Below are 23779 nucleotides of genomic sequence, written 5' to 3'. Positions count from 1 at the left end.
AGTTGTCATATGACTCTACAACATCCAGAACCGACCGGCCTCAAAACACCAGCGTCTTGACGCCGGCTTCGGTGCCCAGCAGGCAGACGCCGGCTTTTTGCAGCGCGAACACGCCCACCGTGACGACACCGGGCCACTGGTTGACGCGGCTTTCAAACGCCAGCGGGTCGCTGATCTTCAGCCCGGTGACATCCAGAATGTGCTGCCCGTTGTCGGTGACCAGCGGCCGGCCGTCTTTCATGCGTACTTGGGCCTTGCCCCCCATAGCCGAAAACTCGCGCATGATGCGCTGCGCCGCCATCGGGATGACTTCGACCGGCAGCGGAAACTGGCCCAGCACCTGTACCAGCTTGGATTCGTCGGCAATACACACAAACTTGCGCGACTGGGCAGCGACGATTTTTTCGCGCGTCAGCGCCGCGCCGCCGCCCTTGATCATGTGGCCGGCATGGTCGATCTCGTCGGCGCCGTCGATGTAGACCGCCAGTTCGTCGACCTCCGAAGCCTCGAACACCGGAATGCCCAGCGCCTTCAGGCGTTCGGTCGATGCCAATGAGCTCGAAACCGCGCCCTTGATCGTCTGTTTGATGCCGCCCAGGGCATCGATGAACTTGTTGACGGTGGAGCCGGTGCCGACACCGACGATGGTGCCGGGCTCGACGTAATGCAGGGCCGCCTGGCCCACCTGTGTTTTGAGTTCGTCCTGGGTCATGTTGGTTCGCAGCGTTGGGTGTGGATGGGTTTGCGACAATAGGGCTGTCGCACAACCCAAATTATCCAATGTCCCTGCTCCAGAAGCTCCCCTATGCCCTCGCCCGTCCGTTTTTATTTGGCCTGGACCCGGAAACCGCCCATGAGCTGACCATGGCCTCGCTGGCGCGCACCCAGCACACGCCGCTGGCGCTGGCTTACTGCGCCGACCGCGTCAGCGACCCTGTCGAGCTGGCCGGGCTGACGTTTCCGAACCGTGTCGGCCTGGCCGCCGGACTCGACAAAAACGCACGCTGCATCGACGGCCTGGCCGGACTGGGTTTTGGTTTTGTCGAGGTCGGCACGGTCACGCCGAAAGCCCAGCCAGGCAATCCCAAGCCGCGCATGTTTCGCCTGCCACAGGCCAACGCGCTGATCAACCGCCTGGGCTTCAACAACGACGGGCTCGACGCCTTCATCGCCAATGTGCAGCAATCGACCTTCCGCCAGCGCAAGGGCGCCAGCCCGCTGCTGCTGGGCCTGAACATCGGCAAAAACGCCGCCACGCCGATTGAAAATGCGGTGGACGACTACCTGATCTGCCTGGATGGCGTCTACCCCCATGCCGACTATGTGACCGTGAATATCTCCAGCCCCAACACCAAAAACCTGCGCGCGCTGCAAAGCGACGAGGCGCTGGACGCGTTGCTGAGCCGCATCGCGGAACGCCGCGAAGTGCTCACGAAGCAGCACGGCAAACGGGTGCCGCTGTTTGTGAAGATCGCGCCGGACCTGGACGAAGCGCAGATCGAGGTGATCGCCGCCACGCTGACCCGCCACGCTATGGACGGCGTGGTCGCCACCAACACCACGCTGAGCCGCGACGCGGTCAAGGGCATGCCGCATGCCGAAGAAGCCGGCGGCTTGAGCGGCGCGCCGGTGCTGGCGGCCAGCAACCGTGTCATAGCCCAACTTCGCGCGGCGCTCGGCAAAAGTTTTCCGATCATCGGGGTCGGCGGCATCATGAGCGGCGCCGACGCAGTGTCCAAAATCCAGGCTGGCGCCGACGTCGTACAGATCTACACCGGGTTGATTTACCAGGGGCCGGAGCTGGTGACCCAGGCCGCATTTGCGATCAAAAAGAGCCGCTAGCCCATAGCGGACATGCGTAAGCAGCTACTGAATCAATAGCATTCAGGGCTTCACCTTTTTGGCGGCAGCCTTGCGCGCCGGCCGTTTCGCCGCCGCCTTGGCTTTGCCCAGCTCTTGCAGTTAGACGACAGCGGGCACTTGCCTGACCAGCCAGTCCAGCAACTGCGACAACCGTGTCTTGATGCCGTTGAGGTTGAACGTCGCCAGTTTCATTTCGGCTTGCGCCGGAAGGCCTCGGCGCCGCCGCCCCCACCGCCGTCGGCAAACTCATGCTGGTCCAGCGGATTCTTTTGGCCGGGTTCGACCGGCGCTTCAATCAGGGTGCTGGCGCTGTTGTCGGTGTTGTCGGTGTCGGTACGGGCGATGGGCGGTTCGGTGGCGGCCACAACCGTGGTGTCGCGGGAGGGGGAAGCGGGGGTGTTGGGCATGGGGTCGCTCCTGGGGGTCAGCAGCCCTGAACTTAGCAGCGCCGGCGTCAGCGGCCTGTCGGACAAGGCCGCAAGCAGCCCGGCCCGCTGCACTATCGGCCAGGCCTGCTACGAACCACCCGGATTCAGACCATGCCGCTGGCAGCAAGGCCTGCTTCGCTGGAAGCCCCAGGCGCGATCCTGGCCGAAAAACCTGCCTGCAGGCGCTCCACCCGCCACCACCCCGGAAACAGCGCCTGCACTTGCGCGCCCGCATACCGGTCGTCGATCAGGTAGACCACGCCGCGGTCGGACTCGGCGCGTATCACCCGGCCGGCCGCCTGCACCACCTTCTGCAGGCCGGGGTAGAGGTAGGTGTAGTCGTGGCCCTGGCCAAAGCTGGCTTCCATGCGCGCCTTGATCTGCTCGTTGACCGGGTTGACCTGCGGCAAGCCCAGCGTGGCAATGAAGGCGCCAATCAGGCGTTTGCCAGGCAGGTCAATGCCTTCGGCAAACGCGCCACCGAGCACTGCAAAACCGATGCCACTCGAAGCTGGTGTGAAGCGCTCCAGAAAACCCTTCTTCGCGCTTTCTTCCATGCCACGCGACTGCGCCCAGACCGGGATGTCCGGGTAACGCGTCTTGAACAGCGCCGCCAGTTGCTGCAGGTAGTCAAAGCTGCTGACAAAACCCAGGTAGTTGCCGGGCGCCTGCGCGTACTGCCTGGCCATCAGATCGACCATCGGGGACAAGGAGTGCCCGCGGTGCTGGAACCGGGTCGATAGATCGTCCACCACCCGCACCGAAAGCTGCTCGGCTTTGAAAGGCGACGCCACGTCGACCCAGACCGTGTCGTTCGGCAGGCCCAACATGTCGCTGTAATAGCCCGATGGACTCAAGGTTGCCGAGAACAGCGCCGCCGAGCGAGCAGCCGCAAAACGTGAGGCCAGAAAAGGCGCGGGCACGATGTTGCGCAGGCACAGCAGCGCCCCGCTCTCACGTAGGAGCCTGTCGGACGTGGGAATCGTCGGCTGTAAATCGACCGCAGCGGTCCATTTTTCACCGTCTTTTTGTCCCATAGCTTGGCTATGGGCCTGCAAACCCGGCAAAAACTGTCCTCGCTGGGGCCTATTTTCGCTTTCGACGCCCCAAGCCCGGCAGGCTCCTAGCGTGATGTCAAACAGGGAATGCGCGCCCAACAGCTCGGCCATGCGCGAGAAATGCAGCACCTCGAAGAAAAAGTCCTGCAGCCGCGCATCGATGCCGGCCGGATGCTCGGCCAGGTGATCCAGGATGGCACTGCTGGTCTGCTGCAGCGCGCCGCGAAAATCCTGCGGCACATCGTCATACACCTGGTAGTCCTCTTGCTGTGCCTTGTACAGCGCATGCCAGCTGCGCTTGAGCCGGTCCAGCACACGCTTGATGTCGGCCGGCGCCGCCTGCCGCGCCAACGCCAGATGCGCCGGGTCCAGTTCGGCCGAATACATCTTGCGCGCGCGTTCGACCAGGTTGTGCGCCTCGTCCACCAGCACGCTGACGCGCCACTGGTTGGCCTGCGTCTGCGCATGCAGCATGGCGTTCACGTCGAAGTAATAGTTGTAGTCGCCGACCACCACGTCGCTCCAGTGCAGCAGGTCTTGCCCCAGGTAATAAGGGCAGACCTGGTGCGCCAGCCCGAGTTCACGCAGCGCGTTTTTGTCGAGCGGGCCGGGGACGGCGGCAAGCGCATCGACAGCAGCCTGCCGCGCCGCCGGCAGCCGGTCATAAAAACCCTGTGCCAGCGGGCATGACTCGCCGTGGCAGGCCTTATCTGGGTGTTCACAGGCTTTGCCTTTAGCCACCAGTTCCAGCACCCGCAGGGGAAGGACCGGCGCTGCGGTCTTGATCAGCGCCAGCGCATCGAGTGCCAGTTGCCGGCCAGGTGTCTTGGCCGCCAGAAAAAACACCTTGTCGAGTTGCTGCGTCGGGCAGGCCTTGAGCAGCGGAAACAAGGTGCCGACGGTTTTGCCGATGCCGGTGGGTGCCTGCGCCATCAGGCAGCGCCCGCTGCTGGCGGATTTGTAGACCGCCTCGGCCAGTTCCCTCTGGCCAGGCCGGAAAGCCGCGTGCGGAAACGGCAAGGAGGTCAGCATCTGGTTGCGTGCAACCCGGTGCGCCAGCTCCTGCTGCGCCCACGCGATGAAGCGTTCGCATTGCTCTTCAAAAAAAGCCTGCAGCGCCGGTGCGGTGTGGGACTCGACCAGCAGCGTTTCGTCCTGCGTGGCCACATTGAAGTACACCAACGCAAGCTTGATGTGCGGCAGGCCCTCCTTGCGGCACAGCAGATGGCCGTATACCTTGAGTTGCGCCCAGTGCAAAAAGCGGTGGTTCTCCCGCATGGCGTCGAGATTGCCTCGAAAGGTCTTGACCTCTTCAAGCTGGCCCAGCTCGGCGTCGTAGCCATCGGCGCGGCCCCGCACCTGCAGGTTCTTGTGATCGCCGCTCAGGCTGACTTCGGTCTGGTAATGCGGCGGACGCCGTAGCGCCACCATACGGTGACCCGCCATCCCTTCAAGCGCGGAAGGCGATGGCGTGAAGCGCAAATCCAGGTCACCTCGCTTGGCAGTGAAGTCGCACAGGGCGCGCACGGCAAGCACATAGGGCTGGTCAGGCGGGAGCGCATGGTTCATCAGGGAAGTGCCGGAGTATCGCTACAAAAAACTGTATGGATAGCCAGTAGCATAACGGGTGCCGCACGGAACGCCGCCGCCGACAAGCTCCCCCTGGCGCGGTCGCTTCGAAGAAACTGCTCTGTGGCTTATTCCGTGACCGGCGGCTGGACTGCAGCGCGAAGCTGGCGCCAAACACCCGTCAACTTTTGGCGCAGCGTGGGATGAAGGTATTCACGCACCCGCTGCGGATCGCCACCCACGGCGTAGACCGCAGCGCGTAATTCATGCTCGGTGCATCGGAAGTCAGCACAGCAACGACGAACTTCCACTGGGCTGCATAACTGGATGCGGTCGCTTACAGGCTGCTGGTGGTCAGGTTGTTCGTGCATGAGATGGCTTTCAAAAGTACAAGGCCTCAGTCTGCGCCCGCCACCGGCGGCCGCACAGGGCAATCGGCCGGACTCGCTGTAGGCGCTGGCGCCCCAGGCAGCGCGATTTTGCGATGCACGCGCACAAAATCACGAAAAGGCAGAACGATTGCCGATCAGGGCGTCGAGCACACCCGGCTGAAAATGTTGGCCCACGTAATCAGCCAGGCCCTCAAACACCGACTCCAGGGTTGGCGTGGCGGCGCCGAACAAGGCATGCAGCACCGCCGGGTCTTCAAACAGCCCATGCAGGTAAATGCCCAGAACATTACCGCTGCCGTTTTGCCAGGCCAGTCCGTCGGACATCACTGCGTGCGCGATGTCACCAGCGGCAGCCATGGCACTGTGCGGCGCGGTCTGGCCGTGGTGAATTTCATAACCTTGCACCTTGACGCCCGACAGCGCCGCCCAAGGCCCGCTGACGGACGAAAAACCAGCCTGCCGGTGACGCACGGTTTTATCTTCTTCAAACAGGGTGACCACGGGCAACAAACCCAGGCCCGGCCCGTTGCCGTCGATGCCATGCGGGTCGATCAGCGCTTCGCCCAGCATTTGCAAACCGCCGCAGATACCGAGCACCGCCCCACCCCGCCCTGCGTGCGCCGCAACGGCGCTGTCCAGGCCCTGCGCGCGCAGCCAGCTCAGGTCGCCACTCGTGTGTTTGGAGCCGGGCAGGATGATCCAGTCGGTAGCGCTCAAACCGGCCAGTTCCGCAGGGCTGCGCACCCATTGGAGGTGAATACCGGGCACGTTTTTGAGCGGCTGGAATTCGTCGAGGTTGCTGATGCGGGGGTAGGCAATCACCGCGACTGTTTTTATGACCGCGCCTGCGGCGCTGCTGCGGTCATCGAATACGCCGTCTTCCTCGGGCAATCCATGCTGCCACCACATCGGCAAGGTAGCGACGGTAGGCACGCCGGTCAGGTCCTGCAACATCTGCGGGCCGGGTGCCAGAAGCGTGGCATCGCCACGAAACTTGTTCAGCACAAACCCCCTGATCAGTTGGCGTTCCGCTTGCTCGAGCATGGCCCAGGTGCCATAGAGATGGGCAAAAGCGCCGCCCCGGTCGATGTCGGTGACCAGCAGACAGGCCGCGTTGGCATGCAGCGCCACCCGCATGTTGACGATGTCGCTGTCCTTGAGGTTGATCTCGGCGGGCGATCCCGCGCCTTCAATCACCACCACATCGTTTTCTGCCATCAGTTCGTCAAGGGCTTGCGCGATCACCGGCCAGACCGAGGCACTGCGGCCGCGCCAGGCCATGCGCGAAAGTTCAGCATTGACCTGGCCCATCAGGATGACCTGGCTGTGCGTGTCTTTTTCGGGCTTGAGCAACAGCGGGTTCATGCGCACCTCGGGCTCGGCGCGCGCAGCCAGCGCCTGGAAGTATTGGGCGCTGCCTATCTCGCCCCCCACGCTTGCCACTTCCTGTACTGCGCTGCCCCCAGAGGGGGCTAATTTTCCTAGGGGCGGCCCGTCGGAAAATTGCCTTCCCGCCACCACCCTGGCGTTGTTGCTCATGTTCTGCGCCTTGAAGGGCGCAACCTTGAGGCCCTGGTTGGCGTAGTAGCGGCACAGCGCGGTGGTCAGCCAGCTTTTGCCAGCGCCACTGGTGGTGCCCAGAACCATCACACTTTTTGCGCTCATGGTGCCTTGTCGAGGTGTTGCCAGGCATTGTGCAGCGCATCCTGCGCGGCGGGCGGCATGACACTGAGACGCACCTGGCCCGGCAGGCCAAAAGAGGTGGCGTCGCGCAGCTTGATGCCCCCCGCACGCAGGGCGCTCAAGGCCTGCTCCAAGCTCAGAGACGCCGGCAGCGCTGGCCGGGCGCAGAAAAAGTTGGCCGCGCTGGGCAGGCAGGTCCAGCCCAGGGACTCACACAGGGCGACCTGCCGCGCCTTCCAGTCGCGCAAGGTGGCAAGACTGTTTGCCAGCCAGGTTTGCACCTCGGGCCGGGTCCAGGCCTGCAGCATGGCGACCCCGTGTGTACCCACAGGCCATGAGGGTGCCAGTCCCTCAAGCTGCGCCACCCGTTCTTCCGTGCCAGCCGGCGCAATCACATAAGCCGCACGCACACCGGTCAGGCCAAGGGCTTTGTTGGGGGTCCAGAGCTGCCAGAATTCCTGCAACGCCGAATCGGGCAGCGCCAATACACCGCTGAGCCGCAAAGGCTCATAGGCACGGTCAAGTACACACACCGCGCCGCCGCCCGCCAGTTGATCCAGCCCGGCATGCGCGGCCCCTATCGGACTGGACGGGTCACAGGCCCAACGCAGTTGCGTCTGCTCCGCCCTCGCAAGCAGCGGCAGCTTCCAGGCCTGCGCAGCCTGCGCATAGTCGCCGTAAGCGTGCGGCGGCAGCCAGACGGCGCGGGCGCCGCGCTGCACAGCCAGCGCCGTGATGCGAAAGATGAATTCGCTGGCACTGCCGGCCAGCACAATGCGCGACACACTGACACCGTGGAAGTCGGCAAGCTGCGCGCGCAGCAGCGTGTAAGCTGCGTCCGGATAACAGGTCGCATCAGCCTCTTGAACCGCTGCCAGTGCCTGAGGGCACGGCCCGCAGGCATTGCTGTTGCTCGAAAAATCGTGCAGGGGCACCCCGCCCTCATCTGGCCCACCATGGCTGCGGGGCGTCATCCCGCCACCCCGATTGCTATCATTATCATAGCTATTGGCGCAGACACGACAAGGGCCAGGACCACTTTTGATGCCAAATTCAGCGCCAGAACGGTGTCGGCAGCGTCCGGCGCCCTGCCCGCAGCGTTCAGCGCGTAAGCGCCGGGTTTGCGCAGACATACGCCGAGGGCCAGGGCCATTGCAGCCATCGGCCAACCACTGTTGGGCGAGGGTGTTTTGCCAGACTCCCTTCGCAGGGTCTTGAACGCCAGCCCACCCGCTGTCAGCGCCAGCAGCGCCGCCGTCAAACGCGCCGGCAACCAGGACAACACATCGTCGGCACGGGCTGCCCACTTGCCAGCCCACGCCCAGTTCTGGCCCTTGTAGACGCCGGGGTAACCCCACATCGCATCCGCGGTGTTGGCAAAGCGGTAGACCGCTGCACCGGGCAGGCCCAGCAGCACACACCAGAAGATGGGCGCGACCACCGAATCATTGAGATTTTCGGCCAGCGACTCGATGGCGCTTTCGCGCACCTCGCTCTCACTCAGGTGGGACGTGTCGCGGCTGACCAGCCAGGACAGGCGCTCGCGCCCGGCTGGCAAGGACTGCTGCAAGGCGGCCTCGACCGCCTCGACTTCGCTGCGCAACATGCGCCACGACAACATGCACTTGAGCAGCCAGGCTGCCAGCGCGGCCAGCAGTACCGCAGCTGCGAGAGGTCCAAACCCCGGCGAGGCAAACACACGCGCCAGCACGACCAGCAGCCCGCACTGCAGGCCCCAGGCCAGTGCCCCCGTGACCACAGCACCCAGACACCAGGCGAGCGACCCCAGCACAAAGGCCGCCGCCGGGGGACTGCGCACCGCGACACTGCCGCAAGCCTTCAGGTAGCCGCCCATCCAGACCACCGGGTGCAAGCGGGGGCGCGGCTCGCCGAAAAGTCTGTCAATCCACAAGGCCAGCAGCAACACCAGGGCCATGACCAACGCAGCCATCACAGCGCTCGGGGTCATCATCTCAAACACGTCTCGCCGCCAGCCCGGTCCGCCGCCAACGGCGTGATTGCTGCCAAGCGCCCAGTGCCAGCAACAGGGCGACACCCCACAAGGCGGCCAGGTTGTGCACCACCGATGCCGGCGTCTTGACTTCTGGCGCTTGCGGTTCCAGCTTGATGCCGCGCACCGGTGCCGGCGTGGTTTCATCGGGCGGATTCGGTTTGGCCTCAGCGGTCTGCGCGCGCGCTGCCGGGACCTGCGCAGCGCTGCTGTTGGCAGATGAAGCTTGAGCCCCGGCCGCAAAACGCTGGACCGCCAGATTGCTCTCACGCAGGCCGGTGGCCTTCAGCGCTTCCTGATAGGCCTGTAGCAGCTCCTTTGTGGTCGCCGCATCGGGCTGCCAGTAGTTCAGGCGTACCGCGTCCAGCATGCGCTCCAGCGTCTGCGCAAAAGCGGCGCGGTTGTCACCCTCCAGCCACTCACGTGTGCCCAGCTTGTACTGGTCGCGCACATAGACATTGTGCAAAGACTGCCAGTGGTCCTGTCGCACCGTCTGCGGCGCGGTGACCTGCCAGCCCCACAAAAACTGCGCTGTTTTCAGCACCTGCAGGGTGCCGCTGTAACCCTCGGCTTTTTGCGCACTGATCCATTGCGGGTGCAGATAACGCGTCTGCATCTCTTTGGCGATGGCGCTGCTGGCGCTTTCGGTGATCACCTCCGTGGTGTCGCGCAAGTTCTGCACGTACAGCGCCGGGTCTTTGCCGGTGAGCTGGCGCACCGCCTGCGCGATGCCGCCCAGGTATTGAAACGGGTCGTCGCTGGACAACACGCCATAGGTATGGGAGGTGCGCGACAGCAAAGCCGCATCGACCTGGCCCAGGTTGCGCGCATAGGCTTGCTCAAAACCTTTGGGCCGCGCCGCGCCGGTCAGCCCCTCGCCATAGGCGTGACCCATGCGGTCCATGTAAAGCTGCGACATCTCTGCATCAGCGCCGCCCCTGGTCGCGGTTTTCCAGACATCGGTGGCTTGCGCCGCTTCGCTCAGGCCGGTGCCGTAGCTGCCCTGCTCATTGGAGAACACCCGCGCGGTGGACCAGCGTTTGGCATCCTGAGCGCTGGCGCCCTGGGCCACAAATTCTTTGGCCAGCTTTTGCGTGTTGCGAGCCACCCGATTCTCGCCCTCGTTCAGCGACGCGACTTGCCGCACCGCTTCGTCGATCCAGCGCATCACCACCGGAAACTGGTCGCGGTAGGAACCGGTCACATTGATCAACACATCCAGGCGCGGCCGCTTCAACTCGCCGGGCGGCACGGTCTCCAGCGCGGTCACACGCCCGGCCTCATCCCAGCGCGGCTTGACACCCAGTGCATGCAGCGCCTGCGCCTCCATCACACCCTGGTGCCGCATGGTTTCGCCGGCCCACAGCGTGAAAGCGATTTTGTCGGGCCACTGGCCCTTGTTGGCTTCGCGGTGCTGCTTCATCCACACATCAAAAGCGGCGACACCGGTGTCCCAGGCCTGGCGTGTCGGCACGCGACTCGGGTCAAAGCCATATAGGTTGCGGCCGGTGGGCAGGCTGTCGGGGTTGCGCACCGGATCACCGCCGTAACTGGCCTTGATGTGCTGGCCATCGAGCGCAGCCAGAAAGCCGCTGATCTCTTCGTTGCTGGCCAGCGCCTTGTCGAGTTGCTGGGCGCGTTGGGCCAGCGCCAGCAGCACCCTGGGGTCCAGCTTTTTCGCTTCGGCACGATTCGGCACCGAACTATGGATTCCCGTTTTGGCGGCCTCCACGGTGTCCTGAGCCCGAAGATCCAGCATGCTGGCGGCCTGTGGGTCTTTCAGCGCCACCTGCAACCAGCGTGCCGGGCGCGATTGGATGATTTTCTTGGCGTCGAGCAAAAACACCTCGTCAATGTCTTCGCCCAGCGCATCAATCAGCGGCTTGCGCAGCGTCTGCATCACCGTGCCAAAACGGCGCTGCGCATCGGGTACTTCACCAAAGGCAGCCAGGCCCTGAGGCTGGGCCGCCTGCGCAATGTCGTCCAGGTAGGGATGTAACAGCTCCATGAAGCCGGCAAAGTCGGCAGCGATTTTCTGCACGCTCCAGCCCACGTCTCGGTGCAACTGGTGCTCGACAAACAGCGCCACCAGGCGCTTCTCCAGCTCTTTTTTGACCGGGCCGGGTGCCACCGTTTCCCAGTCGTGCATGACGTCGTGCATCTCATGCACGCCGGGCCGAAAACCTGCGGGAGAAAACATCGGCGTCGAATGGCTGACCAGCACCGCGCGACCGCGTCGCTTGGCGGTCAGCGCCTCACCGAGGTTGTCCATGATGTAGGGATAGATGTTGGGCAGGTCGCCGAGGGCCAGCAGCGGATCGTCCTGACTCGACAGGCCGCGCTCCTTGCCGGGCGCCCACTCCAGCGTGCCGTGGGTGCCCACATGCACCACCGCGCTGGCTGAGAACTGTTCGCGTATCCACAGATAAGTGGCGAGGTAGTTGTGGCTGAGCGGCACCTGGGAGCGGTGGCCTATGCGTTTTTTGCGCACCTCCGCGGCAGTACCCGTCGTGACCTCATGGCGCAGCGGCTGCGGCATCACCACCACATTGCCCAGCAACACGCGCGGAATGATAAAGCCGGCCTCTGCCAGCCCCGCCGCGCCTACGGCCTGCGGCCGCAGCATCAGGGCTTTTTCAGGCGGTCCCCAATAGGCTTCGATGCGGCTTTGGGTGGCGGGTGGCAGTGCACGAAACCAGGCCAGGTAATGGCTCAGCGGCAGCACGTCGGCCAGCCCCTGGGCTGGCAACAGGCCCAAGGTTTCAGGCTTGTAAAACGCGGCCAGCGTGGCCTGCACCTGCGGCGTGATCTGGTCGGCACCAGGCGTTTGTGTCTGGTAACCGGCGGCCTTCATGGCGGCCAGCATGTTCTGCAGGCTTTTGGGCACATTCAGAAACGACGCGCCAAAGTTGCCCTCGCCCTGCGGGTAGTTGTAGACCATCATCGCGACCCGGCGCTGGGCGGCGGGGGTTTGCTGCAACCGGGCCAGTGCAGCGGCCTTGTCCGCCACAGCGTTGATCTGCGCCGCAATCGGGTTGAGGGCACCGGTTTTGGCGTCCCGCGCAGTGATCAGCATGGCGTCTACCATGCCCGACAACTCGCTGGGCGTGTAGTAATAAGACACATCGCTGAGGGCCAGGCCGTCCTTGCTCTGTGCCCACTGCGCGGCATCCATGGCCAGCGCAGGCATGGTTTGCAGCACCGGCACACCGATGCGTTCCAGTTCGGCCTTGCGCTCGGTCGGGTTGAACACCAGCGCCGAGTTGATGATGACATCGGCCACGCGCTGCGGGCCGTTAACGGCTGGCATGTGTGTCATCTGGAAAAACAGGTCTTTCTGCTGGCGCGGCCCATAAAAGGCATAGGCGCGCAGGCCGCGCTGCTCCAGCGCGGTGATCAGGGCGTCCAGCCAGGGCGTGTCGTCGGAGCTGAAGACCGCGTTGTTCACCGCAATTGCTACTGTTTTGATAGCTGCTTGCGCATGGGGAGCATGGGCTGGAGCTCGATTTTCTTTGTGAGCACCAGGAACCGGCAGCGAGGCAAGCAGCCTGGCATCACTTTCGATGCGCGGCCAGCGGGGATGGTAAAACCCTTGCAGCGGCAATTCGATCGCAGGTGCCAGGGCGGCAACACTGTCAGTGCCCTGCCCGTCGGCCAAGGCCTTCAGTGCCTCCATCGCCAGCCGCGTGTTCTGCGGCCCGCCGAAGCGCCAGTATTCGCGCAAGCGCTGGGCCCACGGCGCGCCCACCCCGCGTTCAGTTTGCAGCGGCGCCGCCGCCAGCGACAGGTTTTTCGCCACGGCGCTGAACTCCCCGACCAGCACATAAGGTGTGCTGTTCAGGCGCAACATCTCGCCATAACGCGCTGCGACGGCTTGCGCGACGCTGCTGTGCGGCGCGTCGATCACCAGCAGCCGCGCGCCCTGCAGGGCTTGCTGCAAGGCCGCAGGCGTGCCCTCTTCTGCCGACAAGGTTTCCAGGGGCACACCGGCCTGCTGCGCCGCCAGACGCAGCTTGGCCGCGCGCGCGGGTGAGACCACATAGGTGCTCAGGACAACCACGCGCGCTGCGTCCGCTGCCGGCTGCGCCTGCGCAGTGGCCAGCCCACCGGCCAGGGCCGCCCCCCACAGCACAGCGCACAGCCGCCTGCCGATGCTCATGGTTTGACCGTGGGCACGTAGACCATGGTGCCGTCTTTCATGCGGTAGGCGGTGCCGGCTTTTTCGCCATCCCCTTCGCCCGCGGCGCCGCCGGCCTTGAAGCGGGTGATCTTTTGCCCGTCCTTGGTGATGATCTCCATGTTGGGCTGGCCTTCGTTGCGGATGATGGTCAGCTTGTCATCGGCAAACGGGTTCATCGGGTTGTTGATGACCGCGATCAGCAACATGCCGATGACCACCAGAAACACGTCGATCAGATTGATGGTGGACAAGACCGGGTCGTCATCGTCTTCATCCAGAATGCGCAGGCGCGGCGTGGCCGCACGGGATGGCTTGGCGGCGGGTCGGTTCATGCGGGCTGGCCTTCCAGCACCGCCAGCATTTCCGCCAGCAGCCAGCGCCTGCGCACGCTGTACACCACAAAGGTGATGGACGCGGCCACCAGCGCCACAATGACGGCGGCAAACGCTGGTGCCAGGCTTTCAGCCACGCCTTGCGACTGGCCCGAAGCCACCGCCACCAGCGCGGGGCCCATGGGAATCATGGTGGCCACCAGGCCCAGCATGGGCGCCACGCGGCTGCACAGGCGCAGGCCTTCCAGTTCCCTGAGCACAGCCAGCTCCAGCGTTTCGGCTGAAGCCCCGCTGGCGCCTGCCAGTACCAGCACCCGGCCGGGCTGCCTGCGCCTGCGAAACCACTCAAAGCCAAACGCGCCCAGGCTCATGATGGCATAGGCGAACGCTGCCAATACCAGAATGGTGACCGGCCAGAGGAACATCTGGGTCAGCTGAAACAGGGTGTTTTCAAAAGGCATGGTGTCTCTTTCAGGCAGGGGGTTGTACTCAACAGCAGGCGCTCAGTCCTCAATCCCGCGCTGCGCCGGAATGCCGGCATTGAAGGCGTGTTTGACCTTGGTCATCTCGGTCACGGTGTCGGCCAGCTCCATGATCTCGGGCGGGCAACGCCTGCCAGTGATGACCACATGCACGTCTTTGGGCCGGTCCTTCAGCGTCTGCAACACATCGTCCAACGGCATCCAGCCGTAAATCAGCGGATAGGTCAGCTCGTCCAGCACCACCATGAAGTTGTCACCGCCCAGAATCGCGGCTTTGGCTTTCTCCCAGCCATTGCGTGCGACCTGGGCCGAGTGTTCCAGGTCCTGGCTTTTCCAGCTGAAGCCGTCGCCCAGGCCTTCAATCGGGATGCCCAGTTGCTCGAACATGCGGTGCTCACCGAAACGCGCCGTCGGCACTTTCATGAACTGGAAAATTTTCACGGCCTTGCCGTGCACGTGGTGGCGGCCGTGGGCGCGCAAGGCCAGACCGAAAGCAGCCGTGCTTTTGCCCTTGCCGTCGCCGGTATTGACGATCAGCAGGCCGCGGCGTTCACCCTCGGGTTTTTCATAGGGTTTCGTGCTGGGCGGGCTTTCGATTTGCATAGGATCAACCTTTGTATTTTTTGACTGTCATTGCGGGCCTGACCCGCAATCCATGTCTCGCGGCCCAGGATGCAGGTTCATGCGGCATGGATCCCGGATCGAGTCCGGGATGACAAACAGGGTTCATATTCATATCTTCGGCACGGCCACCCACTGGCCCGCCAATTGGTGCACCGCAATCCGCTGATCAAACACCTGCTCCAGCGCGCGGTGGGTGGCAGCGTCGTTGCAGGGGCCCTGGTGCGTGACCCTGCCGTTGGCCATGACAACCATCTCGTCCGCGTGGAGGGCAAAGGAAATTTCATGCAGCACGCTGACCACGGTTTTCCCGTCGGCCACAAGCACACGCACCATCTGCAGCCAGTCGGTCTGGTGCGGCGGATCGAGATTGGCCAGCGGCTCGTCCATCAGCAGCACCTGCGCCTCGGTGGCCAGCGCCCGCGCCAGCAAGACACGCTGGCGCTCACCGCCAGAAAGCTGACCCAGGGCCCGGTCACGCCAGTCCCAGGCGTGGGTGGCGCGCAAAGCGCGCGCTACCGCCGCATGATCGGCAACGCTGGGCGGCGCCAGCCAGGGCTGGTGTGGCAGCCGGCCCAGCATGGCCACGTCGTAGGCGGTCAGGTCGTCGGCGGAACTTTCGTTCTGGCCCAGCCAGGACAGTTGCTGCGCACGTTCCCGGGCACGTAGCATGGCCAGCGGCTGGCCCAGCAGCAGCACCTCGCCAGCATGCGGCAGTAAATTTGCCAGCACCTTGAGGAGCGTTGATTTACCCGCACCGTTCGGGCCGACGATGCTGGTCCAGCGTCCCGCCGAAAAAGCCACGGAGATGTTGTGCAATACCTCGATGTTTCCGAGTTCTGCCCTAACCCCGCGGGCGCCAACAGCTACCGAATCAATAACATTCATAACCCGGCTCCGCGCCCGGTGTGCCGGTGCATCAGCCACAGCAGGTAGCCGCCGCCCAGCACGGCGGTGAGCACACCCACCGGCAACTCCTGCGGCGCGATCACGCCTCTGGCCAGAATGTCGGCCGCCGTCAGCAACACAGCGCCGGTCAGACTGGCCAGCACAATCAGCCGGCCGTGGGTGGTCTTGATGACCGAGCGCACCAGGTGCGGCGCGGCCAGGCCAACAAACGCAATCAGGCCGGTTTGCGCCACCGCCGTGCCGGTGGCCAGCGCCAGCACCGCCACCAGTGCCGCGCGCATTTGCGGCAGCTGCAAACCCAGGCTTTGCGCAGTGGCTTCACCCAGCGCCAGACCGTCCAGCACATGGCTCATCATCCAGGCCGCCAGCAGGCAAAAAACAAACACACCCAACATGATGGCGCAGGCGGTCCAGCCCACAAACGCGGTGCTGCCCAGCATGAAGGCCTGCATGGCCTGCATGATGTCGGGCGTGAGAAGAAGGATCAGCGAGCCGAAAGCACCCAGCACCACACCCACAATCACACCAGCCAGCAGCAGGCGCAAGGTGTGCTGCACACCCTTGGCCAGCAGCAGGGTCAACAGCACCGCAGCCACCGCGCCAACAAACGCCGCACCGGTCAGACCGATACGCGCCACCCAGTGGGTGGCCAGCGGCGACACACCGAACAGCGCCATGGCCAGCGCCACACCTAAAGCGGCGCCCGAGGCACTGCCCAGCAAATAGGGGTCGGCGAGCGGATTGCGAAACAGGCCCTGCGCTACAGCGCCGGCCAAACCCAGCAAGGCCCCGGCCAGCCAGGCGCCCGCCGTACGTGGCAGCCGAATCTCCCAGATGATTTGCATGGCCTGCGGATCGCGCTGCATGTTCAGCACGCTTTCAAAACCGGTGCTGCCCACACTCACACCCAACAGCAACAGGGCCAGGCTAACCAGCAGCAGTAGACCCATCAACCAGAAAGCCCGGTGTTGATAACGGGCGGCGGGATGATTCATCGCCCGCCCCTGTCCGCATGTTTTTCAAGGCAATTGGCCATCAGCCGGGCGGCCTCGGCCATGCGCGGTCCGGGGCGCACCACCACATCGGACTCCTCAACGCCGAACACGCAGATGCGCTGCTCCCTGACCGCTGTGATGCTGCCCCAGCCCGGATAACTGGCCATGGCCACCATGCTGCGGTTGCCGACCATGATCACGTCCGGGTTGGCACGCACCACAAACTCGGGGTTGAGCTTGGGAAAAGGGCCGAGCGAGGCGGGCACTACGTTTTGTACACCGAGGCGCGTCAGGGTTTCGCCAATAAAGGACGACTCGCCCGCCGCATACGGTCCGCGGCTGACTTCAAAGTACACCCGCGCCTTGCGGGCCTGCGGTGAGAGCGACTGCGCCGCTGCCGAGACACTGGTATCGATGACGCGCCACAGCCGCGCCGCGCCGTGCGCTTCGGGCACCTCCAGCAAGACGCCAAGCTTGTGCAAGACGCGCCGCACATCGGCATGGCTTTTGGGCTCCAGCGCCACGACCTTGATGCCCAAGGATTCAAGCCGGGTGGCCGCGCGCGACGAGGTGGCCATCAAGACCACGTCGGGCTTGAGCGCCACAATCGCTTCAATGTTGGGGTCCAGCCCGCCACCCAGAACCGGCAGCTGCCGTACCAAGGCCGGGTGGTTGGAATATCGGTCCCGGCCCACCAACCGGTGGCATTGCTCCATGGCGCAAACACTTTCGGTCAGCGAAGGCAGCAGGCTGATGATGCGCTGGGGGCTTTGCGCGAAGGTGACGGTCACGTTGCGGTCGTCTGTCAGTTGCAGCGCGTGGGCAGGCCCCATCACCGCGCAGAGCGCGGCAAACAGGACGGCCAGGCGGGTCATGCTGCGCCTTTCAAGGTGAGCGGCAGGCCCGCCGCCATCAAGGTGACGCGCTGGCAGGCTTGCGCCACATCCTGATTCAATCGCCCCAGCGCATCCACAAAAGCGCGGGTTTCGCGGCCCAGCGGGATCACACCCAGTCCGATCTCGTTGCCGACCAGCACCAGCGGCCCCGGTGCAGCCTCAATTGCTACCAAAAGCATAGCTGCTTGCGCAGGTGCGGAAAGGGCTGGAGCCTGATTTGGCTCTGAATTTTCAGCCGGCATCAGCAAATTGGTCAACCACAAGGTCAGGCAGTCAACCACCAACAATGTCTGCGCGGTGCTGTGCTGCGTGATGGCCTGCGCCAGGTGCAGCGGTTCCTCGACGGTGGTCATGCCCGGCACCCGCTGCGCCCTGTCCTGCTGATGCCGCTTGATGCGTTCGCGCATTTCATCATCCCAGGGCTGGGCCGTGGCAATCAGCAAAGCACGGTGCTGCGCAGACTGCGCCAACCAGTCGCGCGCCAGCAGCTCGGCACGGCGTGACTTGCCGCTGCGCTGGCCACCAAGGATGAATTCGCTGCGCGGCAGTTCAGCCATATTGCAGGCTCCAGTCCATGATGATGCGGTGGATTTGCTCCACGCCCTCGGTCAAGGCCGCTGGCCCCGGCTGCAAAATTTCTGCCGACTTGATTTCAAACAGTTGCCTGTTTTTGACGGCGTGGACGTTATCCCAGCCGGGCCGCGCCAGCACATGCGCGGGCCGGAACTTGCGGCCACACCAGGAGCCGAAAATAATGTAGGGGTTGCGCGCCACAATCTCGCCGCCGTCGGCAATGATGCGGTCCTTGCCCATGGCCTGCGAGGCCAGTTCAGGAAAACAATCGTCGCCGCCGGCGATGCCTATGAGTTCGGACACCCAGGCAATCGCGCTGATGTGCGGGTCATACCACTCCTCGAAAAACACACGTGGCCGGCGTTTCAGCGTACTGGCCGCCCGCTCGATGGCCAGCAGGCGTTGCTGCATGCCCTGGATCAGCGCCAGCCCCTTCGCCTCCTGGCCCACCATGGCGGCCAGCTGGTACATCATCGAGAAAATCTCCGCCACGCTGCGCTGGTTGAAGATGGTGACCTGGATGCCTTTTTTGACGAGCTGCGAGGCGATGTCTGCCTGCAGGTCGGAAAAGCCGATCACGCAATCGGGCCGAAGCTCAACAATCTTGTCGATCTTCGCGCTCAGAAAAGCGCTGACCTTGGGCTTTTCCTCACGCGCCCGCGGCGGCCGCACGGTGTAGCCCGAGATGCCGACAATGCGGCGCTCCTCCCCCAGCAGGTACAGCCACTCGGTTGGCTCCTCGGTCAGGCAGACGATGCGCTGCGGCCCATACGCCGCTGTGCCAGCGGTCAAAGCCAGTGCCCGCCAATCTGTTGAGCCGCTCATGGCGTGTCCTTCAGGAACAGTGACGCAGCGGCGGCCGGATTCGACGCCAACCAGGCGTGGAAGTAGCTTGCCTTGACGTTGCCGGCAGGACCCGCCACATACAGCGCCTCGCCCTCCCCGCGCAGCTTGCGTCCGGGCGCTGCTTCGGTACGTGTTGCGGGTACCAGCGGCGTGCTACAGGTCGAATAGTGAAATGTATGGCCGCGCAGGGTGCCGCCCGCCACCGATATCTGTTGAGGGCCCAGTGCCGCGAGTCGCTGTTGCAGGGTGACACTGCCGGGCAATACGCCCCACATCAGATGCGTGCTGCCGTTCACGGTCGTCAACTGATCAAACAAGACCATCATGCCGCCACACTCGGCCCAGACCGGCTTGCCGGCGCGCACATGGCTGGCGATGGCGGTTTTCATGGCGCCGTTGGCTGCCAGCGTCGCGGCATGCAGTTCCGGGTAGCCGCCAGGTAGCCACAACGCATCGCAATCGGGCAGGACCGCGTCGGCCAGCGGCGAGAAAAAAACCAGCCGGGCGCCCATGGCCTGCAAACAATCAAGATTTGCCGCGTACAGGAAACAGAAGGCGGCGTCGCGGGCCACGGCAATCGTCAGGCCCTGTAGCAATTCCGGCGCTTCCGGCACCGCATCAGCCGGCGCAGCAAAGTCCACCCACCAGGCTTGAAGCGCATCTGCGCCCATCTGTCCCAACTTCGTTTCAGCGAGGGCATCGGCAGCGGCATCGAGCCGGGCCATCGCATCGTCCATCTCGCCGGACATCACCAGACCCAGGTGCCGCTCCGGCAGACTGAAGGCTTCGCTGCGCATCAGCGCGCCCTGCCACTGCGAGGCATCACGCAGACTCTCTTCCAGCATGACCGCGTGGCCGCTTGAGGCGACCCGGTTCGCCAGCACACCCGCAAAACGCAGGCCTTCCCGGTAAGTCTGCAGCCCCCAGGTCAGCGCACCAAAGGTGCCGGCCATCGCGCTGGCGTCGATCACCGTCAGCAGGGGCAGACCAAAGCGCTGGGCCAGATCGGCAGCGCTGGGCTGGCCGTCAAACAGCCCCATCACACCTTCGACGATGATCAGGTCAGCCTCTTGTGCGGCAGCGTACAGACGTAGCGCGCAATCGACTTCGCCGGTCATCCACAAATCGAGCTGGTGCACCGGCGCACCACTGGCCAGCGACAGCCAGCAGGGGTCAAGGAAATCCGGTCCGCACTTGAACACCCGCACCCGTTTTCCCTGCCGCGTATGCAAACGCGCCAGCGCGCAGGCGACCGTTGTTTTGCCCTGGCCGGACGCCGGGGCGGCGATCAGGATGGCGGGACAAGAAGCTGAAGGCATGGCGACGGCGTCACATCGCCCATGTGACGGACGCAAACAGGTTGCGACCAGGAACCGAGAAACCGTTGGCGAGCATGTATTGGGTGTCGGTCAGGTTGTTGATGCGGGCCAGCAGAGAGACGTTTTTCTGAACTTTCCAGGTGATGCCCGTATTCAGCACACTGTAGCCGGGCAGCGTGTCACGGCCCACACCCACCACCTTGGCGTCCTCGCGGTTGCTCGACAGCTTGAGTTCTCCAAACACACTGACATCGCCGATGCGATGGGTGACACGGGCATTGAACACGTTCTGCGCAATACGCACCAGTCGCAGGTCATTGGAGGCCGGCACGGACGAGTAAGAGCGTGGGTCGGCATAGTCGTACGACAGGGAATAATGGGTCGCGCCAGACTGCACATCAGCGCTCAGGGTGACGCCGCGCAACACCGCCAGTGAGCTCTGGACATTGGTCGACGGAATGATAAAGCCCTGGATGTCGTTGTGATAAGCCACCGCGCCGAGCGCCAGGTTGCCCTGCTGGTATTTCAGGCCCACTTCTGTGGCCCGGTTGCGCTGCGGCACCAGCGCAGGATTGCCAAACCCGGGGAAGTACAGCTGATTGAAGGTGGGGGCCTGAAAACTCGTGCCCACACTGCCCACAGCGCGCAGCCCGTCGATCAGGCGATAACCGGCCGAAAGCGCCCAGTTGTTGAAGCTGCCGAACTGGGAGTTTTTGTCGTTGCGAATCACGGCCAGCGCGTTCCAGCGCTCGCGATTCAGCGCATACGACGCCAGCGCGCTGCGCACATCGCGCTGCTTGACGGCGTAGTTGGTGGAACTTTCCACCGCCTCGGAGCGGTCTTCAAACAACACCGACAGCACATCCTTGCCCAGCGTGACGTCGTTTTGCCAGGTCAGTTGTTTGCGCTGGGTGTTGAACTGGCTGCTGCCGCCGAACCGTCCATCGGACAACCGGTAATACTCATTGACCGATTCTTCCTCACTGGTTCCCGCTGTGAGTGTGGATTTCCACTGAGGCAGCCACTGCGCGTCCCACTTGAAGGTGGCATTGCCGAGCGTGGGTTTGGCCCGCGCATTGGATGTCAGCCGGGTCAGGGCCAGCGGATTGGGCGACGGCAAACCATCAAACTGATAGTCGGTCTCACTGCGCAGAAAACTCAGTGTCAACGCATGTTCGCGGTTGATTTTGGCGGTCAGTTTGGCATCCACACTGGCAGAAGTGAAGCCGTCTGCGTCGGGGTTGAAACTGGTCGATGCGGGGTTGGACACCGAACTGATGCCGCGCGCTTTTTCACGCGACACCCCCAGGCTGTAGCCGATGGCACCGGAGCTGCCACGCACCGATGCGTCGGTCTGCCGCTGACCGTCCGAGCCAAACCCCGCGCTGGCACTGAGCGCCACACCGTCGGCGGGTTCGCGGGTGAAAATCTGGATCACGCCGCCGACGGCATCCGGACCATACAGCGCAGAGGCCGCACCACGCAAGATTTCAATACGCTCGATACGCGCCAGCGGAATGTTCTCAAACGACGCACCGCCCGATGTCGCCGAGCCCACCCGAACGCCGTCGATCAGCACAATCGTCTGCGAGTTGCTCGCACCGCGCAGGAAAATACTTGAATTCGAGCGGTAGCTGCCATTGCTGCCCATCTGCACGCCAGGCTGCTGCGCCAGAACGTCGCGCAGCGACGACTGGCCGGCTCGCTCCAGAGTTTCCCGGTCAATGATGGATACGTCTGCGATCACATCGGTGACCGGTGTCGCCACGCGCGAGGCGGTGACCACCGTCTCTTTAAGCTGCGACGAAGCGCCGGTTTGGGAAAGTGCGGGAAAAGCAGCGGCCAAAGCCAGCGGAAGCACGGCAAGGCGTGCACGAGAAACACGGGTTTTCATGAGTCGGAACAATCAACAAAAGGCTCTCACCGGCCTCCCCGCCAGTGCATGAGCGTTACGGCTGCAGCCCTTGCGGACATACAACCACCTTGTTGGCCGGTATCCGGGCTGACGGAACTGTCCTCATCGCCTTCCCAAGCGCATGTTCAAACGCTCAGTGGCTGTGATGAGGGCTGAATGCACCCTGAAGCTGACTCAGGGAAAAACATTCGTCCGTTTTACCGTTGCGGGGGCAGCGCAGGTTAGAAGTCATGGCGCTGGCGACCGGGGCGAACCCTGGGCGCATGGCAATAACTCCCTCCTGCTTCCCGTTGAACTGCGGCGTGTGAACCACACCGCGGGCACCAACAGACGAGATTCTACGCCCCAAAACCTTGCAAACCCTACAATCACAAGGCCATGTCGAACCAAACCCACATCGACCAGATTGCCGAACGTGTCGAGCGGCTCCTGTTGCGCTACGAGGAATTGCAGCGCACCAATACCCTGCTCAGCGAGCAGGTGCATGTGCTCACGCAGGAGCGCGACTCGCTGCGCTCCCGCCTCAGTGCCGCCCGCGCGCGCGTGGATGCCTTGCTCGAACGGCTGCCCGACTCCTCGTCGTCACTGTCCCTGGGCGCGACTGGCGCCAGAACCTCTGCCGGATCAGACTCATGAAGCAGCTTGATGTACAGATCATGGGCCAGAGCTACCTGCTCGGCTGCCCTGAAGGTGGCGATGCCCGTCTGCTCGACGCAGTGGAAAAGGTCGACGCCGCGATGTGCAAGATCCGTGACGCGGGAAAAATCAAGGCGCGCGACCGCATCGCCGTGCTGGCCGCGCTGAACCTGGCCTTCGAATTGTCGGAGCTGGAAGGCAACGCCCTGAAAGTCTCACGCAGTGCCGCGTCGGCAGCCATACCTCCCACCGCCAGAACCGACCCTTCCAGCTCCCAGAGCGATGCCGCGCAGCCGCAACTGGCGGCATTGCTGCAGCGACTGGACAGCGCGCTGGGCGTGGACGGCCGCCTGCTCTAGAGCCGTAATTTTTCCGGCGCAAGGGATGGCCCCAAGCCGTCACTGACTGGCGGCACTGCCAGCCGCATGCGCCTACAATGAAGGCGTCTGCGGTGCGCACCGGGCTTTATATTTCCTTGAACCAATGCTCTACGAGCACGGGCTTGGTAAATTGTCAGGCAGGCGTGATCGTCTCGCGTCAGACGAACCCGAAGCCTGACTGCCCTCGCCCACCTGAACCCCGGTTCAGGATGACGGTCCGGTGGCACTTGCAGACACCTTTTTTGATCTTTTGTCGGGCCCGGCCCGGGCCTGAATGTTTCTTGAACCGCATCTGATTGCCGAACTCCTGCTGCTGGGCAGCGCCACCGGTTTTCTGGCCGGCCTGCTGGGCATAGGCGGCGGCATGCTGATGGTGCCTTTCATGACCTTCATCCTGACGGCCAAGGGCTACCCGGCCGATTACACCGTGAAAATGGCAGTGGCCACATCGCTGGCAACAATCTGCTTTACCTCGATGACCTCGGTGCTTGCGCACCATCGGCGTGGCGCCGTCTTGTGGCCCATCGTCCGCCTGCTCGCGCCCGGCATCCTGCTGGGTTCGCTGCTCGGCGCTCAGATCGCCGTGGCCCTGCCCGGCAAGGTGCTCAGCGTGCTGTTCGCGGTGTTCGTCGCGTTTTCTGCGACGCAGATGTTTCTGGACCGAAAACCCAAACCCAGCCGCACCCTGCCG

22 protein-coding genes, 1 other RNA gene and 1 riboswitch are annotated in these 23779 nt (G+C 63.9%); of the genes, 5 read left to right on the top strand and 18 right to left on the bottom strand.

What is annotated here, in order from left to right; translation table 11 throughout:
• Positions 1-40: 40 nt before the first annotated feature.
• Positions 41-712 (bottom strand): ribose-5-phosphate isomerase RpiA, encoded by a 672-nt coding sequence (rpiA, locus tag ACH2CW_RS09960; RefSeq protein ID WP_395057624.1) that lies wholly within the window; start codon positions 710-712, stop codon positions 41-43.
• Between the two features lie 68 nt (positions 713-780).
• On the opposite strand from rpiA, the gene ACH2CW_RS09955 reads away from it, so the two are divergent.
• The gene (locus ACH2CW_RS09955; RefSeq protein WP_395057622.1) at positions 781-1842 is read left to right on the top strand and encodes a quinone-dependent dihydroorotate dehydrogenase; all 1062 of its coding nucleotides are present in this window, start codon (positions 781-783) and stop codon (positions 1840-1842) included.
• Between the two features lie 209 nt (positions 1843-2051).
• On the opposite strand, the gene ACH2CW_RS09950 is transcribed toward ACH2CW_RS09955, so the two are convergent.
• From ACH2CW_RS09950 to ACH2CW_RS09870, 17 genes are all read right to left on the bottom strand, one after another.
• Positions 2052-2270, bottom strand: coding sequence for a hypothetical protein (locus ACH2CW_RS09950; protein WP_395057620.1), 219 nt, complete (start codon positions 2268-2270; stop codon positions 2052-2054).
• A 125-nt stretch (positions 2271-2395) separates the two neighbouring features.
• Positions 2396-4918, bottom strand: coding sequence for a helicase C-terminal domain-containing protein (locus tag ACH2CW_RS09945; RefSeq protein ID WP_395057618.1), 2523 nt, complete (start codon positions 4916-4918; stop codon positions 2396-2398).
• 128 nt (positions 4919-5046) lie between these two features.
• Entirely contained in the window at positions 5047-5289 is a 243-nt protein-coding gene (locus ACH2CW_RS09940) for a DUF3606 domain-containing protein (RefSeq protein ID WP_395057616.1), read from the bottom strand.
• A gap of 129 nt (positions 5290-5418) precedes the next feature.
• The gene (locus ACH2CW_RS09935) at positions 5419-6975 is read right to left on the bottom strand and encodes a cobyric acid synthase (RefSeq protein ID WP_395057614.1); all 1557 of its coding nucleotides are present in this window, start codon (positions 6973-6975) and stop codon (positions 5419-5421) included.
• On the bottom strand, positions 6972-7967 hold the full coding sequence (locus ACH2CW_RS09930; protein WP_395057612.1) for an aminotransferase class I/II-fold pyridoxal phosphate-dependent enzyme: 996 nt from the start codon (positions 7965-7967) through the stop codon (positions 6972-6974). The genes ACH2CW_RS09935 and ACH2CW_RS09930 overlap by 4 nt, the downstream gene beginning before the upstream one ends.
• Complete coding sequence (gene cbiB / locus ACH2CW_RS09925; RefSeq protein ID WP_395057610.1) at positions 7964-8965, bottom strand: adenosylcobinamide-phosphate synthase CbiB; 1002 nt, start codon at positions 8963-8965, stop codon at positions 7964-7966. The genes ACH2CW_RS09930 and cbiB overlap by 4 nt, the downstream gene beginning before the upstream one ends.
• Position 8966: 1 nt before the next feature.
• Entirely contained in the window at positions 8967-13163 is a 4197-nt protein-coding gene (cobN, locus tag ACH2CW_RS09920) for a cobaltochelatase subunit CobN (RefSeq protein ID WP_395057608.1), read from the bottom strand.
• Positions 13160-13516: a DUF2149 domain-containing protein gene (locus tag ACH2CW_RS09915; RefSeq protein ID WP_395057606.1), complete on the bottom strand. Its 357-nt coding sequence runs from the start codon at positions 13514-13516 to the stop codon at positions 13160-13162. The genes cobN and ACH2CW_RS09915 overlap by 4 nt, the downstream gene beginning before the upstream one ends.
• Entirely contained in the window at positions 13513-13977 is a 465-nt protein-coding gene (locus ACH2CW_RS09910) for a MotA/TolQ/ExbB proton channel family protein (RefSeq protein WP_395057604.1), read from the bottom strand. The genes ACH2CW_RS09915 and ACH2CW_RS09910 overlap by 4 nt, the downstream gene beginning before the upstream one ends.
• A 42-nt stretch (positions 13978-14019) precedes the next feature.
• On the bottom strand, positions 14020-14601 hold the full coding sequence (cobO, locus tag ACH2CW_RS09905) for a cob(I)yrinic acid a,c-diamide adenosyltransferase (RefSeq protein ID WP_395057602.1): 582 nt from the start codon (positions 14599-14601) through the stop codon (positions 14020-14022).
• A 129-nt stretch (positions 14602-14730) separates the two neighbouring features.
• Entirely contained in the window at positions 14731-15507 is a 777-nt protein-coding gene (locus ACH2CW_RS09900) for an ABC transporter ATP-binding protein (RefSeq protein ID WP_395057600.1), read from the bottom strand.
• On the bottom strand, positions 15504-16523 hold the full coding sequence (locus ACH2CW_RS09895; protein ID WP_395057598.1) for a FecCD family ABC transporter permease: 1020 nt from the start codon (positions 16521-16523) through the stop codon (positions 15504-15506). The genes ACH2CW_RS09900 and ACH2CW_RS09895 overlap by 4 nt, the downstream gene beginning before the upstream one ends.
• On the bottom strand, positions 16520-17398 hold the full coding sequence (locus tag ACH2CW_RS09890) for an ABC transporter substrate-binding protein (protein ID WP_395057596.1): 879 nt from the start codon (positions 17396-17398) through the stop codon (positions 16520-16522). Before ACH2CW_RS09890 ends, ACH2CW_RS09895 begins: the two co-directional genes overlap by 4 nt.
• Entirely contained in the window at positions 17395-17976 is a 582-nt protein-coding gene (gene cobU / locus ACH2CW_RS09885) for a bifunctional adenosylcobinamide kinase/adenosylcobinamide-phosphate guanylyltransferase (RefSeq protein WP_395057594.1), read from the bottom strand. Before cobU ends, ACH2CW_RS09890 begins: the two co-directional genes overlap by 4 nt.
• Positions 17969-18817, bottom strand: coding sequence for an ABC transporter substrate-binding protein (locus ACH2CW_RS09880; RefSeq protein WP_395057592.1), 849 nt, complete (start codon positions 18815-18817; stop codon positions 17969-17971). The genes cobU and ACH2CW_RS09880 overlap by 8 nt, the downstream gene beginning before the upstream one ends.
• A complete protein-coding gene (locus ACH2CW_RS09875) occupies positions 18814-20157 on the bottom strand; it encodes a cobyrinate a,c-diamide synthase (protein ID WP_395057590.1) in 1344 nt (447 codons plus the stop codon). Before ACH2CW_RS09875 ends, ACH2CW_RS09880 begins: the two co-directional genes overlap by 4 nt.
• Positions 20158-20167: 10 nt before the next feature.
• Complete coding sequence (locus tag ACH2CW_RS09870; protein ID WP_395057589.1) at positions 20168-22051, bottom strand: TonB-dependent receptor domain-containing protein; 1884 nt, start codon at positions 22049-22051, stop codon at positions 20168-20170.
• Between the two features lie 76 nt (positions 22052-22127).
• A riboswitch (cobalamin riboswitch) is annotated at positions 22128-22415 on the bottom strand.
• A gap of 35 nt (positions 22416-22450) precedes the next feature.
• On the opposite strand from ACH2CW_RS09870, the gene ACH2CW_RS09865 reads away from it, so the two are divergent.
• The 4 genes from ACH2CW_RS09865 to ACH2CW_RS09850 form a co-directional block, all read left to right on the top strand.
• Positions 22451-22708: a DUF904 domain-containing protein gene (locus ACH2CW_RS09865; RefSeq protein WP_395057587.1), complete on the top strand. Its 258-nt coding sequence runs from the start codon at positions 22451-22453 to the stop codon at positions 22706-22708.
• Positions 22705-23067 (top strand): cell division protein ZapA, encoded by a 363-nt coding sequence (locus ACH2CW_RS09860; RefSeq protein WP_395057585.1) that lies wholly within the window; start codon positions 22705-22707, stop codon positions 23065-23067. The genes ACH2CW_RS09865 and ACH2CW_RS09860 overlap by 4 nt, the downstream gene beginning before the upstream one ends.
• 81 nt (positions 23068-23148) lie before the next feature.
• Positions 23149-23328: non-coding RNA, 6S RNA (gene ssrS / locus ACH2CW_RS09855), on the top strand.
• 34 nt (positions 23329-23362) lie between these two features.
• On the top strand, positions 23363-23779 hold a 417-nt coding region (locus ACH2CW_RS09850), incomplete at its 3' end, for a sulfite exporter TauE/SafE family protein (RefSeq protein WP_395057583.1).

Source organism: Polaromonas sp., from assembly GCF_043778355.1.
Classification (GTDB): domain Bacteria; phylum Pseudomonadota; class Gammaproteobacteria; order Burkholderiales; family Burkholderiaceae_C; genus Polaromonas.
This window is presented reverse-complemented; position numbering and strand designations above follow the sequence as displayed.

What these genes read in the sequence shown, in the direction of transcription:
- ACH2CW_RS09880 (WP_395057592.1), bottom strand. Translation starts at nt 18,817, where the DNA reads ATGAGCGGCTCAACAGATTGGCGGGCACTGGCTTTGACCGCTGGCACA.
- ACH2CW_RS09900 (WP_395057600.1), bottom strand. Translation starts at nt 15,507, where the DNA reads ATGAATGTTATTGATTCGGTAGCTGTTGGCGCCCGCGGGGTTAGGGCA.
- ACH2CW_RS09860 (WP_395057585.1), top strand. Translation starts at nt 22,705, where the DNA reads ATGAAGCAGCTTGATGTACAGATCATGGGCCAGAGCTACCTGCTCGGC.
- ACH2CW_RS09895 (WP_395057598.1), bottom strand. Translation starts at nt 16,523, where the DNA reads ATGAATCATCCCGCCGCCCGTTATCAACACCGGGCTTTCTGGTTGATG.
- ACH2CW_RS09930 (WP_395057612.1), bottom strand. Translation starts at nt 7,967, where the DNA reads ATGACGCCCCGCAGCCATGGTGGGCCAGATGAGGGCGGGGTGCCCCTG.
- ACH2CW_RS09945 (WP_395057618.1), bottom strand. Translation starts at nt 4,918, where the DNA reads ATGAACCATGCGCTCCCGCCTGACCAGCCCTATGTGCTTGCCGTGCGC.
- ACH2CW_RS09875 (WP_395057590.1), bottom strand. Translation starts at nt 20,157, where the DNA reads ATGCCTTCAGCTTCTTGTCCCGCCATCCTGATCGCCGCCCCGGCGTCC.
- rpiA (WP_395057624.1), bottom strand. Translation starts at nt 712, where the DNA reads ATGACCCAGGACGAACTCAAAACACAGGTGGGCCAGGCGGCCCTGCAT.
- ACH2CW_RS09935 (WP_395057614.1), bottom strand. Translation starts at nt 6,975, where the DNA reads ATGAGCGCAAAAAGTGTGATGGTTCTGGGCACCACCAGTGGCGCTGGC.
- ACH2CW_RS09940 (WP_395057616.1), bottom strand. Translation starts at nt 5,289, where the DNA reads ATGCACGAACAACCTGACCACCAGCAGCCTGTAAGCGACCGCATCCAG.
- ACH2CW_RS09870 (WP_395057589.1), bottom strand. Translation starts at nt 22,051, where the DNA reads ATGAAAACCCGTGTTTCTCGTGCACGCCTTGCCGTGCTTCCGCTGGCT.
- cobO (WP_395057602.1), bottom strand. Translation starts at nt 14,601, where the DNA reads ATGCAAATCGAAAGCCCGCCCAGCACGAAACCCTATGAAAAACCCGAG.
- cbiB (WP_395057610.1), bottom strand. Translation starts at nt 8,965, where the DNA reads ATGATGACCCCGAGCGCTGTGATGGCTGCGTTGGTCATGGCCCTGGTG.
- ACH2CW_RS09890 (WP_395057596.1), bottom strand. Translation starts at nt 17,398, where the DNA reads ATGACCCGCCTGGCCGTCCTGTTTGCCGCGCTCTGCGCGGTGATGGGG.
- ACH2CW_RS09915 (WP_395057606.1), bottom strand. Translation starts at nt 13,516, where the DNA reads ATGAACCGACCCGCCGCCAAGCCATCCCGTGCGGCCACGCCGCGCCTG.
- ACH2CW_RS09865 (WP_395057587.1), top strand. Translation starts at nt 22,451, where the DNA reads ATGTCGAACCAAACCCACATCGACCAGATTGCCGAACGTGTCGAGCGG.
- ACH2CW_RS09910 (WP_395057604.1), bottom strand. Translation starts at nt 13,977, where the DNA reads ATGCCTTTTGAAAACACCCTGTTTCAGCTGACCCAGATGTTCCTCTGG.
- ACH2CW_RS09950 (WP_395057620.1), bottom strand. Translation starts at nt 2,270, where the DNA reads ATGCCCAACACCCCCGCTTCCCCCTCCCGCGACACCACGGTTGTGGCC.
- cobU (WP_395057594.1), bottom strand. Translation starts at nt 17,976, where the DNA reads ATGGCTGAACTGCCGCGCAGCGAATTCATCCTTGGTGGCCAGCGCAGC.
- cobN (WP_395057608.1), bottom strand. Translation starts at nt 13,163, where the DNA reads ATGAGCATCGGCAGGCGGCTGTGCGCTGTGCTGTGGGGGGCGGCCCTG.
- ACH2CW_RS09955 (WP_395057622.1), top strand. Translation starts at nt 781, where the DNA reads ATGTCCCTGCTCCAGAAGCTCCCCTATGCCCTCGCCCGTCCGTTTTTA.